At 73.0% G+C, this 17,435-nt stretch carries 13 protein-coding genes and 1 pseudogene; 7 read left to right on the forward strand and 7 right to left on the reverse strand.

Annotated elements, in window-relative coordinates:
• Positions 1–68 precede the first annotated feature (68 nt).
• Complete coding sequence (locus ACZ6QO_RS32865) at positions 69–713, forward strand: response regulator (protein WP_465856508.1); 645 nt, start codon at positions 69–71, stop codon at positions 711–713.
• Positions 714–771: 58 nt separating this feature from the next.
• On the opposite strand, the gene ACZ6QO_RS32870 is transcribed toward ACZ6QO_RS32865, so the two are convergent.
• Positions 772–1,092, reverse strand: a complete 321-nt coding sequence (locus ACZ6QO_RS32870) for an antibiotic biosynthesis monooxygenase (RefSeq protein WP_465856510.1) — start codon at positions 1,090–1,092, stop codon at positions 772–774.
• Positions 1,093–1,291: 199 nt separating this feature from the next.
• Between ACZ6QO_RS32870 and ACZ6QO_RS32875 the strand changes: the two genes are divergently transcribed.
• Complete coding sequence (locus tag ACZ6QO_RS32875; protein WP_465856511.1) at positions 1,292–1,969, forward strand: DUF4328 domain-containing protein; 678 nt, start codon at positions 1,292–1,294, stop codon at positions 1,967–1,969.
• Here the strand turns inward: ACZ6QO_RS32875 and ACZ6QO_RS32880 are convergent.
• Positions 1,878–5,699 carry a DNA polymerase III subunit alpha gene (locus ACZ6QO_RS32880; protein ID WP_465856560.1) on the reverse strand — a complete coding sequence of 1,274 codons (3,822 nt, stop codon included), beginning with the start codon at positions 5,697–5,699 and terminating at the stop codon, positions 1,878–1,880. The two genes, ACZ6QO_RS32875 and ACZ6QO_RS32880, sit on opposite strands and share 92 nt — an antisense overlap.
• Positions 5,699–5,965, reverse strand: coding sequence for a DUF6504 family protein (locus tag ACZ6QO_RS32885; protein WP_465856513.1), 267 nt, complete (start codon positions 5,963–5,965; stop codon positions 5,699–5,701). The genes ACZ6QO_RS32880 and ACZ6QO_RS32885 overlap by 1 nt, the downstream gene beginning before the upstream one ends.
• Before the next feature lie 383 nt (positions 5,966–6,348).
• Between ACZ6QO_RS32885 and ACZ6QO_RS32890 the strand changes: the two genes are divergently transcribed.
• From ACZ6QO_RS32890 to ACZ6QO_RS32910, 5 genes are all read left to right on the forward strand, one after another.
• The gene (locus ACZ6QO_RS32890; protein ID WP_465856515.1) at positions 6,349–7,494 is read left to right on the forward strand and encodes an ABC transporter substrate-binding protein; all 1,146 of its coding nucleotides are present in this window, start codon (positions 6,349–6,351) and stop codon (positions 7,492–7,494) included.
• A 33-nt stretch (positions 7,495–7,527) separates the two neighbouring features.
• The gene (locus ACZ6QO_RS32895; protein WP_465856517.1) at positions 7,528–8,421 is read left to right on the forward strand and encodes an ABC transporter permease; all 894 of its coding nucleotides are present in this window, start codon (positions 7,528–7,530) and stop codon (positions 8,419–8,421) included.
• Positions 8,422–8,470: 49 nt separating this feature from the next.
• Complete coding sequence (locus ACZ6QO_RS32900; RefSeq protein WP_465856518.1) at positions 8,471–9,340, forward strand: ABC transporter permease; 870 nt, start codon at positions 8,471–8,473, stop codon at positions 9,338–9,340.
• Entirely contained in the window at positions 9,337–10,410 is a 1,074-nt protein-coding gene (locus ACZ6QO_RS32905; RefSeq protein ID WP_465856519.1) for an ABC transporter ATP-binding protein, read from the forward strand. The genes ACZ6QO_RS32900 and ACZ6QO_RS32905 overlap by 4 nt, the downstream gene beginning before the upstream one ends.
• Before the next feature lie 276 nt (positions 10,411–10,686).
• Positions 10,687–12,558 (forward strand): serine/threonine-protein kinase, encoded by a 1,872-nt coding sequence (locus tag ACZ6QO_RS32910; protein ID WP_465856521.1) that lies wholly within the window; start codon positions 10,687–10,689, stop codon positions 12,556–12,558.
• Between the two features lie 61 nt (positions 12,559–12,619).
• Here the strand turns inward: ACZ6QO_RS32910 and ACZ6QO_RS32915 are convergent, their stop codons facing one another.
• The 4 genes and pseudogenes from ACZ6QO_RS32915 to ACZ6QO_RS32930 all read right to left on the reverse strand — a co-directional run.
• Positions 12,620–13,972, reverse strand: a complete 1,353-nt coding sequence (locus ACZ6QO_RS32915) for an MFS transporter (protein WP_465856523.1) — start codon at positions 13,970–13,972, stop codon at positions 12,620–12,622.
• A gap of 244 nt (positions 13,973–14,216) precedes the next feature.
• Complete coding sequence (locus ACZ6QO_RS32920) at positions 14,217–14,954, reverse strand: Mut7-C RNAse domain-containing protein (RefSeq protein ID WP_465856562.1); 738 nt, start codon at positions 14,952–14,954, stop codon at positions 14,217–14,219.
• Positions 14,955–15,003: 49 nt separating this feature from the next.
• Positions 15,004–15,879, reverse strand: a complete 876-nt coding sequence (locus ACZ6QO_RS32925) for a LacI family DNA-binding transcriptional regulator (protein WP_465856564.1) — start codon at positions 15,877–15,879, stop codon at positions 15,004–15,006.
• A pseudogene (locus ACZ6QO_RS32930) lies at positions 15,856–17,406 on the reverse strand (GH1 family beta-glucosidase); the annotation flags it as partial. The pseudogene ACZ6QO_RS32930 and the gene ACZ6QO_RS32925, both read right to left, overlap by 24 nt.
• Positions 17,407–17,435 lie beyond the last annotated feature (29 nt).

The raw sequence follows: 17,435 nt of genomic DNA on the forward strand, positions 1-17,435 counted from the left end.
CGGGTGGGCCCATCGGCCGAAATGCCGATCTGGCGTGGCGCCCGCCGCTTACTGGCAGAATCGGGCGGGTGAGGGTACTCGTCGCGGATGATCAGGAATTGGTGCGCACCGGCTTCCAGATGATCCTCGACGCCCAACCCGACATCGAGGTGGTCGCGGCCGTCGCCGACGGCGTCGCCGCGGTCGAGCAGGCCCGCCGCCTGCGTCCGGACGTCTGCCTGCTGGACATCCGGATGCCCCGGCTGGACGGCCTGGAGGTCACCAGGATCCTGGCCGGCCCGGGGGTGCCCGAGCCGCTGCGCGTGGTCATCGTGACGACCTTCGACCTCGACGAGTACGTCTACGGCGCGCTGCGCGCGGGCGCGTGCGGGTTCCTGCTCAAGGACAGCGGTCCCACGCTGCTGATCGAGGCGGTGCGGGCCGCCGCCAACGGTGACGCCCTGGTCTCACCGTCGATCACCGTGCGCCTGCTGTCGCACCTGGCCGCGCCGATGCCCGTCCAGTCCAGGCCGCCGCGCGAGCCGCTGACCGAGCGCGAGATGGACGTCGTGCGGCTGGTCGCCCGGGGCAGGACGAACCAGGAGGTCTGCGGGGAGCTGTTCATCTCGCTGTCCACGGTGAAGACGCACCTGGCGAGCATCTTCGCCAAGCTCGGCGCCCGCAACCGCGTGGAGATCGCCGCCTGGGCCTGGGAGGCCGGCATCGTCCGCTGACGGGCATGTCCGCTGACGGCTCGGCCACCGACGGCACCGGTCCGGGCTCGCGGGCCGGTCAGGACTGGGCGGTGACGGTGTCGCTGACGACGGTGTGGTGGGTGACGGTCGTGTCGAAGCCCGTGAGCACCTCCCTCGCCTCGGGTTCGACGACGGCGGCGTCCACGTCGGGCGCGGCGAAGTCGCGCACCGCGTCCATGGACGCCCACAAGCTGATCACCTCGATCTCGACCTGGCCGTCCCTGTCGCGGTTGAGCAGGTAGGCGCCCCGGTGGCCCTCAAGGCCGCGCAGCGCGGGCAGAACCGCCTGGGTGAAGTGCCGCTGGTATGCGTGCGCGCCCTCGGTGGTGGCGGTCGCACGCCAGATTCTCGCGATCATCACGCTCTCCTCCGATTCGGATGGTTTCGCCGGGGGTTGGGCAGGGTCGGGCAAACCATAGATCATCTCGTGGAGATCCAGGATCTTCTCCGCCGCACCGCCGATTAACGGAGAGGCGCGCGGGATAGGAGTGAGTCAGGCGTCGCGCTACGTCGCACATGAAACCACGACTTTCAGCGCATGCCGGGGGGAGACACTCATGCGCTATGCCAGATCCGCGGTGAGCCGGTCGGCGGTCGGCGTCTACCTGGCGCTGGCCGCCCAGATCGCCACGCTGACCTGCCTGGTCGTGTTCGAGGAAGCACGCGGCAAGCTGCTCGCGCGGCAGGTCGCGCGGCTCGGCCACGACCCGCACGCGCCCGGGGCCGAGGCGGTCGTGGGCGCGGTGAGCTGGTTCGCCGTGCTGATCCTGCTGGTGCTCGCGGCGACCGTCGCCGCCGGGTGCTCCTACTTCGCCTGGCTCAGGCACGCCGGCGCGACCCCCCGCATGATCGCCATCGCCTGGTTCGTGCCCGTGCTCAACCTGGCGGCGCCCGCGCTGCTCGTGCACGCCCTCCGCCAGGACGCCGGGCTGCGGGAGGGGCGCCGCCGGTCGTGGCTGGTGCTGCTCGCCGCCTGGTGGGGGTGCTGGCTGGCCATCGTCTTCCTCATCGTGATGCGGCTGCCGGTCGCGCGTTCGCCCCAGGGCGGTGACCTGACCGGGCTCGGCCCGGCCGAGCTGGTGGTGGCGGTGGTCGCCGCGCTGCTGTGCGCGGCGACCGTCAGAGAGATCACCGCGGCGAGGGTCAGCGCCCGTCCTCCTTCGATCGCGCATTCTTTGAAGCTGCTGCCCGCGCTGCGGTCGCTTCCCCGGCATACCTATCCGGCCGGGGAGTGAACCCCAGCGGCCCGGAGCTTCCCGGGCTCGCGTGCCAGAGCTTGCGGGGCGGTCCGGTCACCCCGGGCGCGCCGCCGAGGTCGGCGTAAGGGGACAGCCGGTAGCCGTTGCCGTACTCGATGCGGCGCCCGCCGACCCCGGCCGGCTCGTCGCGCGCCCCGGACGGGGAACGTCCACGGGACGCCGCGCCCGAACCGGCACCTGCCGCTTCGGGGGTGACGCCGAGCGCGGCCCGCACCGCGTCGAGGCCCTCGGCGCGCCACAGGCCATCGAGTTCGGCGAGGTTCCAGCAGTCGACGGCGCGCAGCGACACCGCCCGCGCGCCGACCCGGCGGACGACCCCCCGGGCGACCATCATCCAGGACCCGAACACCGTGGCGGCGCAGCGTCCCTGGACCGACTCGAAGAAGGTGAGGTCGATGGGGCCGGTCGAGTCGTCCAGCGTGGCGAAGATGATGCGCTGCCCCGAGCGGATCGCCGGGGTCTGCGTGGCGACCTTCACCCCGGCGACGAGGATCTCTGCGCCGTTGCGCAGCGTGAGCAGCTCGCTCGACCTGACGACGCCGATCGCGTCGAGCAGCTCGTCGTAGAACCCGATGATGTGCCGGCTGACGTCCAGGCCGAGGATCTCCAGCTCGGCCTCCACGGCCTCGGCCTCGGTCATCTCGGGCAGCTGCCCCGGCTCGATGTGCTCGGTGAACGCCATGGGGATCTGCACGGCGGACGGCGGGCCGCCCGCCCCCGACCCGGCGGACGTCCCAGACGTCCCGGAGGTCGCCTCGCCGCCCTGACCGGACTCAGGACGCGCGCCGGCCGGGCCGGCGGCCAGAGCGGTCACAGAGCCGTGGCCGGTGACAGGGCCGGTGACAGGGCCGGTGGAGCGGGGGCGGGCGCCGGGGCGCGCCTTGCGCCGGGCGGTCACGCCGGTGGAGGAGGCGCGGTCCAGGGCCCCGATCTGGGCGATCAGGTCGCGCCTGGTCAGCTCGCCGGGACGCCAGCGCGGGCCGCCGGGACGCAGCCCGTGCAGCGCGTCCAGGCCGCCGACCTGCACGATGCGCTCGGCGACCGGCCGGGACGGCCGGGCACGCTCCCAGAAGTCGGCCAGCGAGGTGTACGGCCCGCCGGCGACCATGCGCTCGACCTCGGCCTCGCTGACGCCCTTGACCGCGGAGAACGGCACCCGCAGCCCGTACCCCGCCGAGAAGGCCTCGGGGCCGCCGGGCTCCCGCGCGGCGCCGGAGGCCGCCGGGAGACGCTCGACGAGCCAGTGGCGGCCGGAGTGGTTGACGTCCAGGGGCAGGACGGCCACGCCGCACTTGCGGGCCTCGTCGAGGATCACCCGGCCGGGGTACATGCCGGGGTCGTGGGTGAGCACTCCGGCGAGGAACGCGGCCGTGTGGTGCCGTTTCAGCCAGGCCGACTGGTAGGTGGGCAGCGCGAACGCCGCCGCGTGCGCCTTGCAGAACCCGAACGAGCCGAACGCGTCGAGCACCCGCCAGGCCCGGTCGGTGGTCTCGCGGTCGAACTCGGGAAGCACCTCGGCCTCCCACCACGCGCGAACCGCCTCACGGCCCTCGGGGCTGCCGAGGGCGCGGCGGACCTTCTCGGCCTCCGACAGGCCGCAGCCGGTCATGACGTCGACGACCTTGAGCACCTGCTCATGGAAGACGACGACGCCGTTGGTCTCCCGCAGCGCCGGCTTCAGCCGGGGGTGGGGGTAGTACGGCTCGCGCCAGCCGTGCCGGCTCTCCAGGTAGGGGGTGACCATGTCGGAGTTGACCGGGCCGGGGCGGAACAGCGAGATGTCGACGATCAGGTCGTGCATCGTGCGCGGCTCCAGTTTGGCCACCAGCTCGCGCTGGCCGGGCGACTCGATCTGGAAGCAGCCGAGGGTGCGGCTCGCGCAGATCATGTCGTAGGTGGCGCGGTCGTCCAGGGGGACGTCGCGGTCGAGGTCGATGTCCTGGCCCTCCACCCGCCTGATCTCGCTCAGCGCGTACGCCATCGCCGACTGCATGCGCACGCCCAGCACGTCGAGCTTGAGCAGCCCGGCCTCCTCGACGTCCTCCTTGTCGAACTGGCTCATCGGGAAGTCGAGCAGGCTGCGCTCGACGGGGGTGCGGTCGCGCAGCCCGGAGTTGCCGACGAGCACGCCGCACGGATGCAGGGCGATGTGGCGGGGCAGCCCGTCCAGCCGCTCGGCGAGCCGGAACACGGTCGACAGGGCGCGGTCGTCCAGCCCGCTGTCGCGCAGCTCGGGCAGGTCGGACAGCGCGGCGCGGATCTGCCGGGCCCGGACGTGCGGGAACGCCTTGGCGATGACGTCGATCTCGTGCGGCGGCAGCCCCATCGCCGCTCCGACGTCGCGGATGGCGCTGCGCGCCCGGTAGGTCTCCATCATGGAGACGCAGGCGACCCGGCTCTCGCCGTACCGGTCGAGGATGGCCTGGTAGCAGTCGAGCCGCCGCGCCGACTCCACGTCGATGTCGATGTCGGGCAGCCCTTTGCGTCCCTCGGACAGGAAGCGCTCCATGAGCAGGCCGTGGTCGAGCGGGTTCACCTCGCCGATGCGGACGAGGTAGTTGACCAGGCTGCCCGCGCCCGACCCTCTGATCGCGCAGCGCACGCCCATGCCGCGGATCAGGTCGGTTATGCCGGACACGACGATGAAGTAGGCCGAGAGCTGCTTGTGCTCAATGATGCGCAGTTCGTCCGCCAGCCGCTCGCGGGCCTGCCTGGATCGTTCCATGCCGCGTGCGCGCAGCCCGTCCTCGCAGCGGCGGCGCAGCAGGGGCACCGGGTCTTCGTCGACCTCCGGCAGGTGCACCCGTTCGGGGTCGTTGCGCAGCGCGAGGACGTCCAGCGGGTCGAGCGCGCATCGCTCGGCGACCTGCCGCGTGGCGGCCAGCAGCCGCACCGCCCGGTCTTCGTCGCCTCCGCAGACCCGCGCGGCGACCTGCGCCATCTCTTTGCCGCTCTTGAGGTAAGCGTGCGAGGCGGAGTGCTCCAGGTGGCGGGAGTGCAGCGGCACGAGCTTGCGCGCGGCGTCGAGCACGTCGCCGACGCGGTAGTCCCCCGGGTCGAGGTGGCGCACGGCGTTGGTCAGGACGGCCGGCACGCCCATCGACCGGGCCAGGGCGAGCATGCGCAGGGCGGTGCTCGCCTCGTGGTGGCCGTACTGGTCGACGACCTCGACCACCAGGTCGGGGACGGCCGCCCGCCACGCGGCGAGCAGCGCGCGGGCCTGCTGGTCGCGGCGCGCGGCGACCGCCCGCCCGACGTCGGACCGGGGGCCCAGCATGACCAGCAGCCCTGCGGCGTGCCGGGCGGCCATCTCGCGGGTCACCCGCGGCTCGCCCCGCCGCCCGGCGTGGTGGGCGTCGGTGATGAGCCGGCACAGGTGCGCCCACCCGCCGGTGCGCGCGAGGACGGTGACGCGTTCTTCGCCGCCGTCCCCCTCCCCCGCCGGACCGGACGGCCCCGGGCCGCGCGCCGCGGGGCCGCCCGCCTCCCGTTCTGGGGCACGCAGCGCCAGGTCGACGCCCACGACCGGCTTGATCCCGGCGTCGAAGCAGGCCTGGACGTGCTTGACCGCGCCGTACATGCCGTCGCGGTCGGTCAGCGCGAGGATGTCCATCTGGTGCTCGGCCGCCCGCGCGACCAGCTCGCCGGGGAACGCGGTGCCGTACCGCAGCGAGTAGGCGGAGGCGACGTGCAGGTGGGGGAACATCAGTCCCACGCCCTGAGCATCAGCCAGCCGTCGCCGGCGGTGTCGAACCGCAGCTCGTAGGTGCCGAGCTGGGTGCCGGGGCTGGCCTCCACCCGCCAGAAACGGCGCTCGCCCGGATCGTTCTCGGAGATCTTCCACCACTCGCGGGAGGTCACCCAGTGATCGAGGACCCGGTGGACCACATAGAGGCGGTCGCGCCAGACGAAACGGGCGGGCTCGCCGTCTCGCGTCCAGACCTCGATGGGATCTCCGTAGATTCTGCTCAAGGCGCTCCTTCTCCCTGGGCTTCTGAGGTACTTGTGAGCACCCGGGGGAAGGCGGGCGGTACTACATCGAACATATGTTCTCAGAGGCCGTAGAGCAAATCACCCCAGCCCGGGCGCGCCTTCCTCCCCGTCGCCCCCCTCGCGGCACCTCGCACGCGACCCGCCCGCGCGACGCCGGCGGCCCGGCACGCGACCCGTCCGCGCGGCGCCGGCCGACGCGCGCCGTGCCGCGAATCCGGCCGCGCGCGGGTGTGAACGGGCGCGTCACCGGCTGTTCATACAACGACATCCGAACGCAGCGAAGTAGATGCATTTTGTTATCCGGACCCGCTTATCTTCGTCCCACAACTTCGAAAGTGGGATGAAGCGTGCAAACATCTCGAATGCGGTTCGTCGGACTGGCGGCCGTACTGACCGTCGCCACTTCCCTCGGCGCCGCGTGCGGCGCGGCACCGACCGCCGGCTCCGGCGACGGGGCCTCCGCCGGCGGCGCCGCCAAGACCGCCACCTCCGCCGCCGACCTCGGCGGCCTGGACAAGCTCGTCGAAGCGGCCAAGAAGGAGGGGCAGCTCAACGTCATCGCCCTCCCGCCGAACTGGGCGAACTACGGCGAGATCATCCAGGCCTTCTCCGCCAAGTACGGCATCAAGGTCAACAGCGAGAACCCCGACGGCTCCAGCGCCGACGAGATCAACGCCGTCAAGACCCGCAAGGGCCAGGACCGCGCGCCCGACGTGCTCGACCTCGGCCAGGCCTTCGCGCTCAGCGGCGCCCAGGAGGGCCTGTTCGCCCCCTACAAGGTGCAGACCTGGGACAAGATCCCCGAGGGCCAGAAGGACGCGAACGGCACCTGGTACAACGACTACGGCGGCTACGTCTCCATCGGCTGCGACGCCAAGCGCGTGAAGACCTGCCCGCAGACCTTCGCCGACCTGCTCAAGCCCGAGTACAAGGGCCAGGTCGCGCTGAACGGCAACCCGACCAAGGCCGGCTCCGCCTTCGCCGGCGTCTACGCCGCCGCCCTGGCCAACGGCGGAAGCTTCGACGACATCCGGCCCGGCCTGGAGTTCTTCAAGAAGCTCAAGGCCGCGGGCAACTTCAACCCCGTCGAGTCCACCCCGGCGACCGTGCAGAACGGCGAGACCCCGATCAGCATCGACTGGGACTACCTCAACGCCGGGTACACCGACGAGTTCGTGAGCAAGGGCGTCGACTGGAAGGTCGCGGTCCCCTCGGACGGCAAGTACGCCCAGTACTACGCCCAGGCGATCAACAAGGAGGCCCCGCACCCGGCCGCCGCGCGGCTGTGGCAGGAGTACCTCTACAGCCCGGAGGGCCAGAACCTCTACCTGAAGGGGTACGCCCGCGCCGTGCTGCTGCCCGCCATGCAGACCGACGGCAGCGCCGACACGGCGCTGGTCGGCAAGCTGCCGAAGGTCGAGGGCACGCCGCAGTTCCCGACCGACGCGCAGGTCGGCAAGGCCAAGGAGGCCCTCGCCTCCGGCTGGGGCGACGCGGTGTCCGGTTGACCCGCACATCGACGATGCGATCGGTTCTCCCCCATGGCTGAAACGCACTCGGCGGCTCCCGCCGGCCTTTCCCCGAGCACGAAGGCGAGGAAGGGCGGGAGCCGTCCCCGCGCCAAGGGCTGGACCGCGGCCCTGCCGCTGCTGGCGTTCGTGGGCCTCGCCTTCGGCGTGCCCACCGTCGCGCTGCTCGGCGGGGCGTTCACCGCGGACGGCTCGCCGAGCACCGCCAACCTCACCGAGTCGCTCCAGGGCGCCTACCTCACGGCGCTGATCGGCAGCGTCAAGCTCTCCGCGGTCGTCGCGATCATGGGGGCGGTGTCCGGCGCCTTCCTCGCCCAGGCGGTCGTCACCTCCCGGTTCCGCGCGCTGCGCGAGGCCGTGCTGACCGCCTCCGGCGTGCTCGCCAACTTCGGCGGCGTCCCGCTGGCGTTCGCCTGGACGGCCACGCTCGGCAACTCCGGCGTGCTGACCAGGCAGCTCCACCTGGGCGACCACGGCTGGACCCTCTACAGCTTCTGGGGCCTCGCCCTGGTCTACCTCTACTTCTCGGTCCCGCTGATGGTGCTGGTCGTCGTGCCGGCCCTGGACGGCCTGCGGCCGCAGTGGCGGGAGGCGGCGCAGAACAACGGCGCGAGCGCCTGGCAGTTCTGGCGCTATGTCGGCATCCCGGTGCTCACCCCGAGCCTGCTCGGCGGCGTGGTGCTGCTGTTCGGCGGCGCCTTCGCGGCGTACGCGACCGCGGCCGCGATGGTCGGCACCGTGGTGCCGCTGGTCACCCTGCAGATCGCCGACGCGCTCACCGGCAACGTGCTGATCGGCCACGAGAACGTGGCGCTGGCCCTCAGCCTCGACATGATCGTGGTGGCCGGCCTGGTCATGGCCGTCTACCTCCCCCTCCAGCGCAGGAGCGCCCGATGGCTCCGCTGACCCTCGTCCTTCCCGGCCGCAGTACGGCCGCCGCCCGCCGGAGCGTGCGATGGCCGCGCTGACCCCCACGGTGCTCCCCGACGTCGGCACGCCGCCGACTGCCGAGGGCCGCCCGCGCCGCGTGCGCGTCTGGCGCGGCGCGGTGCTGGCCGCGGCCGCGCTGTACTTCCTGACGCCGCTGCTCACGGCGTTCGTGTTCACCGTGAACGACCCGATGCGCGGCTTCACGCTGGACGCCTACCTGGAGATCTTCCCGGCCGAGGGCTTCGGCCGCAGCCTGCTGCTCTCGCTGGGGCTGGCCGTCGCCACGATCGTCGTCGTGCTGGCCCTGACGCTGCCGGCGATGCTGGCCGTGCGGCTCAGCGCCCCCGGGCTGCGGCCGGTCATGGAGGTGGTGTGCACGCTGCCGCTGGTGGTGCCGCCGATCACCTTCGTGGCCGGCATCAGCACGGTGCTGCGCTGGGGGCCCGACTACCTGGCGACCACCCCCTTCTACCAGACGATCATCGCCGTGCAGAACCCGGACTTCCCCGTGGTGCTGGTCGTCGCCTACGTCGTGCTGGCGCTGCCGTTCGTCTACCGGGCGCTGGACGCCGGGCTCGGCGCGATGGACGTCCGCACCCTGGTGGAGGCCGCGAGGAACTGCGGGGCGTCGTGGCCGCACGTCATGCTGCGGGTGATCGTCCCCAACCTGCGGGCCGGGCTGGCGAGCGCGTCGTTCCTCACCCTGGCCCTGGTGCTCGGGGAGTACACCGTCGCCCGGCTGCTCGGCTACCAGCCGTTCCCCGTGTGGATCGTCACGATCTCGGGCTCCAACGCCGCCATGTCGGTCGCCGTCTCGATCTTCAGCCTGCTGTTCGCCTGGCTGTTGCTGCTCGTTCTTTCCACCGCAGGCACCAGGAAAAGGAGTGGTTCGTGAACGGGGCTCGGGTGGAGTTCCGGGGGCTTCGCCGCGCGTTCGGCGCGACCGTCGCCCTCGACGGCCTCGATCTGACCGTCGAACCGGGCGAGCTGATCGCCCTGCTCGGCCCGTCGGGCTGCGGCAAGACGACGGCCCTGCGCTGCGTCGCGGGGTTCGAGCGCCCCGACGCCGGGGCCGTCCTCGTCGACGGCGAGGACATCACGAACGTCCCGGCCAACCGCCGCGACGCCGGGATGGTCTTCCAGTCCTACAGCCTGTTCCCGAATCTCAACGCCGCCGACAACGTGGCGTTCGGGCTGCGGGTGCGCAAGACGCCCGCGGCGAAGCGACGGGCCCGCGCGGCCGAGCTGCTGGAACTGGTCGGCCTGCCCGCGCACGGCGACCGGTACCCCCACCAGTTGTCCGGCGGCCAGCAGCAGCGCGTCGCGCTGGCGCGGGCGCTCGCCCTCGAACCGCGGGTGCTGCTGCTGGACGAGCCGCTGTCGGCGCTCGACGCCAAGGTCAGGGTCACGCTGCGCGAGGAGATCCGGCGGCTGCAGCTCTCGCTGGGCATCACGACCATCTTCGTGACGCACGACCAGGAGGAGGCCCTGTCGATCGCCGACCAGGTGGCGGTGCTCAAGAGCGGGCGGCTGGAACAGGTGGGGCCGCCCGCCGAGATCTACGACCGCCCCGCGACGCCGTTCGTGGCCGAGTTCGTCGGGACGATGAACCACCTGCCCGGCCGGCTGGACGGCCAGGAGGTGGCGGTCGCCGGGCAGCGGCTGCCCGTCCAAGGCGCGACGCCGGACACCCCCGAGGTCGACGTGCTCGTCCGCCCCGAGACCGTGCTGGTCACCGCGGCGCACGACGGGGATGCGCTGGTGGTGACCTCCTCCTTCCGCGGGTCGACGGTGCGGCTGCTGCTGCGCCTGCCCGACGGCACCGAGCTGCTGGCGGACCTGCCCGCGCACGACGCCGCGCGGCTCGCGCCCGGCGGCCGGGCGGACATCCGGCTGGTGGAGCGGGCCGTGCTGGTCGCCCCCCGCCGCACGGCCGCCACCCCGGCCGCCGCCGCGGCCGAGTGACACGCCGACCCCCCGGCGGCCCTCCCGGACGAACGACGGCGAGGGCCGCCGCCGGTCCGCGCACGCTGACGGCCACGCGCGGCGGCGTGACGGCGTGACGTGGCGGCGTGACGGTGGCGACGTGGCGGCGTGACGGTGGCGACGTGGCGGCGTGACGGTGGCGACGTGGCGGCGTGGCAGGACCGCTGCCGGGCCGTTATGGCGCGGGCCGCTGACGGGGGTGTGATCTCGGTAGGCTGGCCGTCGCTAACAGGCGCATATCGGTAAGGCGACGTGGTGAACAACCTGAGTCCGGGCGACCCCCTCCAGATCGGCCGATACCGGCTGCTAGGCCGGCTCGGCCGAGGTGGCATGGGCACCGTCTACCTCGGCCAGGACGACGCCGGGCAGCGGGTCGCCGTCAAGGTCATCAATCCCGAGTACAGCCAGCACGAGCAGTTCCGGGTGCGCTTCCGCCGCGAGGCCACGTCGGCGAGCCGCGTGCGGCGCTTCTGCACCGCGGCCGTCCTGGACGCCGCCCTGGAGGGCGACCAGCTCTACGTCGTCACCGAGTACGTCGACGGGCCCAACCTGTACGACGCCGTCCGCTCGTCGGGGCCGCTGCGCGGCTCCAGCCTGGACGCGCTGGCCGTCGGCGTCGCCACGGCGCTGACCGCGATCCACGGCGCGGGCATCGTGCACCGCGACCTCAAGCCGTCCAACGTGCTGCTCTCCAACGTCGGGCCGCGGGTCATCGACTTCGGCATCGCCAGGGCGCTGGACACGCTGAGCGGGGTCACCGGCACCGGCCAGCTCATGGGGACGCCCCGGTACATGGCCCCGGAGGTGCTGCGCGGCGCTCCCGCCGCACCGGCCTGCGACGTGTTCTCCTGGGGGTGCCTGGTGGCCTTCGCCGCCAGCGGGCGCACGCCGTTCGGCGGCGAGTCCCTCCCCTCGATCGTGTACCAGGTGCTCAACGCCGAGCCGTCTCTGGAGGGCCTGGAGCCCGCGCTGCGCGCGCTGGTGGCGGCGACGCTGGACAAGGACCCGGTCCGCAGGCCGACCGCGCAGCAGATCCTCGACCAGATGGTCGGCCGCACCACCCCCGAGCGCGCGCAGCACACCGTCTTCCAGACCTGGCAGGCCCAGCAGCCTGCCGCCGTCCCCGGGCAGCCGCCCACGATGCCGCTCGACGGCCCCCCGTCCACCGCCACCATGTCCGGCATGTCCGGCATGCCGCCCACGATCGCCGGCCAACCCCCCACGGTCGCAGGCCAACCCCCCACGGCGGTCGGGCAACCGCCCACGATCGCCGGGCAAGCGCCCACGGTCACCGGCCGACAACCCACGGCGCCCGGTCGACCGCCCACCGTCGCCGCGTGGCCGCCGGGGCCGGGGGGCGGCGGCGCGGCGGGCCGGCGCAGGCGGCTCATCGGGCTCGCCGTCGCCGGCGTCATCGTGGCGGGCGTGCTCGGCGTGCGCGCGTGGCTGGCGCCGTCCGGCCCGCCCACCGAGCTGAGTTACCTCTACCGGGACGACTTCAACGACGGCGGCACCGGCTGGGGCGGCGGCGAGTACACCGGCCAGGAGTACAACACCTACGGCTACGCACCCGCCGGCTTCTACGCGATCGACGTCGACGACCAGCACGCCGAGCGCATCGAGAAGGCCCCCCTGCCGTTCATCCCCAAGCAGCCGGCCACCCCCGCTCCCTCCGCGACCCCGACGCCGACGACCCCCGAGCGGCTGCTGCTCACCGTCACGGCCACCGTGCGCGAGGCCAAGGGGCCCGGCGAGTTCGGGCTGTTCTGCCGAGCCGACCAGGAGTACCGGCAGAGCCGGTACGAGTTCTTGCTGACCGCGCAGGGGGAGGCGCGCATCCGGCGGGTCACCAAGGGCACCGGCGGCAACCTCACCACGCCGGTCGCGGTGGGCGACCTGCGGAAGGGCGTCAAGGTGCAGGCCGAGTGCGCCGCGACCGACAAGGGCGTGCGGCTCGGCATGTGGGTGAACGGCGAGGCGGTGCAGTCCTACGTGGACGACTCGGGCGCGCCGGCGAGCCTGCCGAACGGCGACGTCGGCTTCCTCGCCCGCGTGCCGGAGAAGGCGGGTTCGACGCTGAAGACGTCCTTCGACGACTTCACCGTCCAGGGTCCCGCCCCGCACTGACCGCGCCCCGCGCGGTCAGTGACCGCCGTGACGTGATCAGGGGGTCGCGCGCGTGACCGGATCAGGTGGTCGCGGGCCGCGGGCCGGTCGGGACGGGCACGGGGTCGCGGTTGAGCGCGGCGGCGAGGGCGATCTCCTCCTTGATCACCTCTCGAGCCGGCCACGTGGTCACGGCGACCGCCATCAGCACCAGGCCGCACAGCGCCCAGGCTCCGACGACGACCGGCACCGGGAACCGTTCGGCGAACGCTCCGGCGGCGAGCACGGCCACCGCGTGGGTGAGCTGGATGCCGCCCTGCATGACGCCGAAGGCGCGGGCGCGGTAGGCGTTGGGCAGCATCTGGACGAACAGCCCGTTCAGCGGGACCAGCACCGTGTTGACCGCGGCGGCGGCCAGGAGCACCAGCGTGAACACCACGGGAAGCGACGGCGCGGCGAAGACGGGCACCAGCAGCAGCGGCCCGGCCACCAGCAGCGGCTTCAGCAGCCGCAGCCGCCGCTCGGGCCCGGTCATGCGGGTCACGATCGCCCCGAGGACCGCGCCGACCGGCACGGCGGCCATCAGCAGGCCGGTCACCCGCGAGCCGCCCCCGTAGGTGCTCGCCCACGCCGCGGCGAGCCCCTCGGGGACGATGATGATCGCCACCACGCTGAAGACGACCAGGGCGGTGGGGCGCATGACCCGGTGCCCGAACACGAAGCCGACGCCGTCGCCGGTCTCGCGCAGCAGCGAGCGCCGCTCCACGTGCGCGACGGGCAGCGGCCTCGGCCGCACGCCCCGCCACAGCAGCAGCGTCGAGGCGGCGAACGTGGCCGCGTTGACCAGCAGCGCGACGTGCGGGTCGATGGCGGTGACGGCGCCACCGATCGCGTACCCGGCCACCTGGGCGGCCTGGCCCGCCATGTTCTGGAAGGAGAGCCCGACGACGTACCGGTCGCCGGTGAGCAGTTGGGCGACCATGGCCGAGCGGGCCGCCTGGAAAGGCGGGGTGAGCAGGGACGCGCCGAGCAGCAGCAGGAGCAGGCCGGGCAGCGGCACCCCGGGCAGCGCCATCAGGGCCACCAGTGCCATGCGCGCCACATCACAGATGATCATGACGCGGCGGTACGGGTAGCGCTCGGCGAGCGCGGCGAGCACCGGACCGCCGGCCACCCAGGGGAGGTAGCTGATGGCGAACCCGATGGCCGACAGCAGCACCGACCCGGTGTCGCTGAAGACCAGGAAGGTCACCGCCACCTTGGCGAAATAGTCGCCCACCCAGGACAGGACGGCGGCGCCGAACAGCGCGCGGTACTCCGCCACCCCGAACACGTCCCGGAACGTCGCCGGCCGGTCGTCCGCGTCGGGGTCCACCTCTCCCGTGACCGGCCCTGGATGTTCCCCGGTCTCGGTCTCTCCAAGCTTCTCGCTCACCGGCGCTCAGTCCTGTCCACGTCGCAGGTGGCGTGGTTCAGCGTGGGAGCCCGCGTCACGCCCTTCTGATCGGCATAGCCCCCCACGACGCCACGTCGCTTTTCTCCCGCTTCGACATGGCAAGGCTACAAAAAGTCATGATTGCAGAATAAGACGAGATCTGTACGTAAATCAGACATAGATGCCCGGGAGACCCTGGGGTAACCCCTAGTCACCCCTATTGGGCAATGGGGTGTGCATACCATTAAATCCCGTTCAGGGGCTTATGTGGGGCAAAGGCCACTGTTGACACAATACGTTCCGCTTCTGCCACGAGCGCTGACAGGCGGGCCCCGTGGGCGCCGCGCCAGTAGACCCGGCCGCACGCCCGGCAGCGCGCGAAGGAGTCGTAGCTGCGGCGGGTGCCCGGCGGCAGCGCGCCCGCCACCTGGTCTTTGGCCACCGCCTCCAGCGCTCCGTTGCAGGCGGTGCACCTCGTCCACGGCGCCAGCGGCGGCGCGAACCGCTCCAGCACGTCCCCGAACTGCTCGCCCGGCCGCACGCCGCGCACGTGTGCCCCGAGCCAGAGGCTCCGGCGCCGCAGCAGGCCGCGATCTTGGGTCAGCAGCACCCGCCGTTCGGCGTTCGCCCAGGCGATCAGCGCGTCGTCGTCGCGGTCGTTGTCGTACGCGGCGTCCACCCCGACCAGGCGCAGCCACCGCGCCAGCGTCCCGAGATGCACGTCGAGCAGGAACCGGTGGGCCGGCACCGCCTGCGGCCGCCGCACCCCGAGCACCCGCACCACCGCCCCCGCCCGCGGCCGGCACGACGGCGCCACCGCGCGGCCGCCGACCTCCAGGCCGCCCACCTCGGTCAGCGGCACCCCGGCCGACTCGACCACATGCCCCAGCGACGACGTCCCGTCATAAGGCACCCGCGCCTCCGCCCGCCGGTGCCGCGCCGCCAGGAACACCCACAGCCCTTCCTCGACCCGCAGGGCCAACTCCCCCACACCACCCAGCATGCCAGCCGCGCGGCGCGGGCGGCCGGCCCTACGCCGACCTGCGCACGACCAGCTCGGTGGGCAGGATGACCGAGGACACCGGGCCGCCGTCGAGCTGGCGGAGCAGCAGGCGGACGGCCGCGCGGGCCTGGTCGTCCAGCAGGGTGCGGACCGTGGTGAGCGGCGGGAGCGTGTACGCGGCGGCCTCGGCGTCGTCGAAGCCGACGACCGCGACATCCTCGGGCACCCGCCGGCCCGCCTCGTGCAGAACGGTCAGCGCGCCCACCGCCATCAGGTCGCCGGCGGCGAACACCGCGTCCAGTTCGGGGTCGTCGGCGAGCAGCTCGCGCATCGCCCTGGCGCCGGACGAGCGGGTGAGGTCGCCCATGGCGACCATCGAACGGCGGCCCGCGTCGCGCAGGGTGTCGCGGTAACCGGCCAGCCGGTCCAGCGCGGCCGTGCTCTCCAGCGGCCCGGAGATCATCGCGATGCGCCGCCGTCCCTGGGCGAGCAGGTGGGCGACCGCCGCCTTGGCCCCGCTGGTGTCGTCCCCCGCCACGTAGGAGACGCTCACCGGCGCCGGGGGCCTGCCCAGGGACACGATGGGGACGCCCGTGCGCGCCAGCGCGCTCAGCAGCGGATCGGCGCCGGTGGCCGACACGAAGACGATGCCGTCCAGGTGCCCGGCGACGACGTGCTGCTCGACGCGCACGCGGCCGCTCGCCGAGCCGCCGAACATCAGCGTGACCTGCTTGTCCGCCGTCTCCAGCGCGTGGCCCGCCGCCCGGACGACGGCCGCGAACGCCGGGTCGTCGGCTCCGCCCGGCGTCCCCGGCACGACCAGCCCGATGGTGTCGGTGCGCTGGGTCACCAGGCTGCGCGCCGCCGAGTTCGGCACGTAGCCCAGCTCGTCCACGGCGTTCATGACGGTCTGCCGGAACTCCGGGCTCACCGTGGCCTGGCCGTTGATCACCCGGGAGACGGTCGAGCGGGACACACCTGCCCGCGCGGCGACCTCCTCCAAGGTGGGACGCCTGACGCGCTCGCGCCACAACCCGTTGCGCTGGATCACCTCGCGGTACCACAGGCCGCTGTCCTTGAGCAGCCTGCGCTGGGTGTCGAAGTCGACGTGCACGACGCCGAACCGCTTGTTGTACCCCTCGGCCCACTCGAAGTTGTCCAGCAGCGACCAGACCAGGTAACCGCGCAGATCGGCGCCCGCCTCGATGGCGGCGTGCGCGGCCCGCAGATGGCCCTCCAGGAACGCGGTGCGGTCGGCGTCGTGCACCCGCTCGCCGGTCACCGTGTCGTCGAACGCGGCGCCGTTCTCGGTCACCAGCAGCCCCACACCGGGGTAGTCGCGGGTGAGCCGCAGCAGGAGCTGCGACAGGCCCGTCGGCACGATCGGCCAGCCGGACGCCGTCGTCGGAGCGTAGGCGCCGGCGAACTCGATGTCCTCGGTGCCGGGATAGGCCGGGTTGGCCGGCTCACCCGGCCCCGACCGCACCACGCACGGCGTGTAGTAGTTCACCCCGAGCAGGTCGATGGGCTGGGCGATGGCCGCGAGGTCGCCGTCGCGGATGTGACCGAGACCGGCGACGCGCTCGATGATCGGCAGCACCCTCTCGGGGTACGCGCCGCGCAGCAGCGGGTCGAGGAACTGCCGGTTGATCAGCGCGTCCACGCGGTCGACCGCCTCGGCGTCCGCCGCGGACAGCTCGACGGAAGGGTCGTTCACCTGGCCGGGGGTCAGCACGGGCGCGAGGTTGACGTTCATGGTGATCTGGTCGGCGCCGCCGTCGCGCAGCACCCGCGCGCCGAGCCCGTGGGCGAGCAGCAGGTGGTGGGAGGCGCGGAAGGCGTCCGCCCAGGAGGTGCGGCCGGGCGCGTGCACGCCGATGCCGTACCCGAGGACCGCCGACACCCACGGCTCGTTGACCGTCATCCAGGTGTGCACCCGGTCGCCCAGCCGACCGTGCACGATCTCGGCGTAGTCGGCGAACCGGTGCGCCGTGTCACGGTCGGTCCAGCCGCCGCGGTCCTCCAGCGCCTGGGGCAGGTCCCAGTGGTACAGGGCCGCGTACGGCGCGATGCCGGCCTCCAGCAGCTCGTCCACCAGCCGCTCGTAGAAGTCGAGGCCCGCGGGGTTGACCGCGCCGTGGCCGTCGGGCACCACCCGCGACCACGACACCGAGAAGCGGTAGACGCCGATGCCCAGCCGTTCCATCAGGCGGACGTCGTCGGCGTACCGGTGGTAGTGGTCGCAGGCGATGTCACCGGTGTGGCCGCCGGCGATGGCGCCCGGCCTGCGGCAGAAGGTGTCCCAGATCGACGGGCCCCGGCCGTCCTCCGTCGCGGCCCCCTCCACCTGGTAGGCCGCCGTCGCGGCCCCCCAGACGAACCCGTCGGGGAATGCGAGCGTCTGCCCGCGGGGTGCGGCGCTTGTGGACATCCTCGGAAAGCTCCCGTCTGCTGTGCCGG

The organism is Sphaerisporangium sp. NPDC049457 (assembly GCF_055586705.1).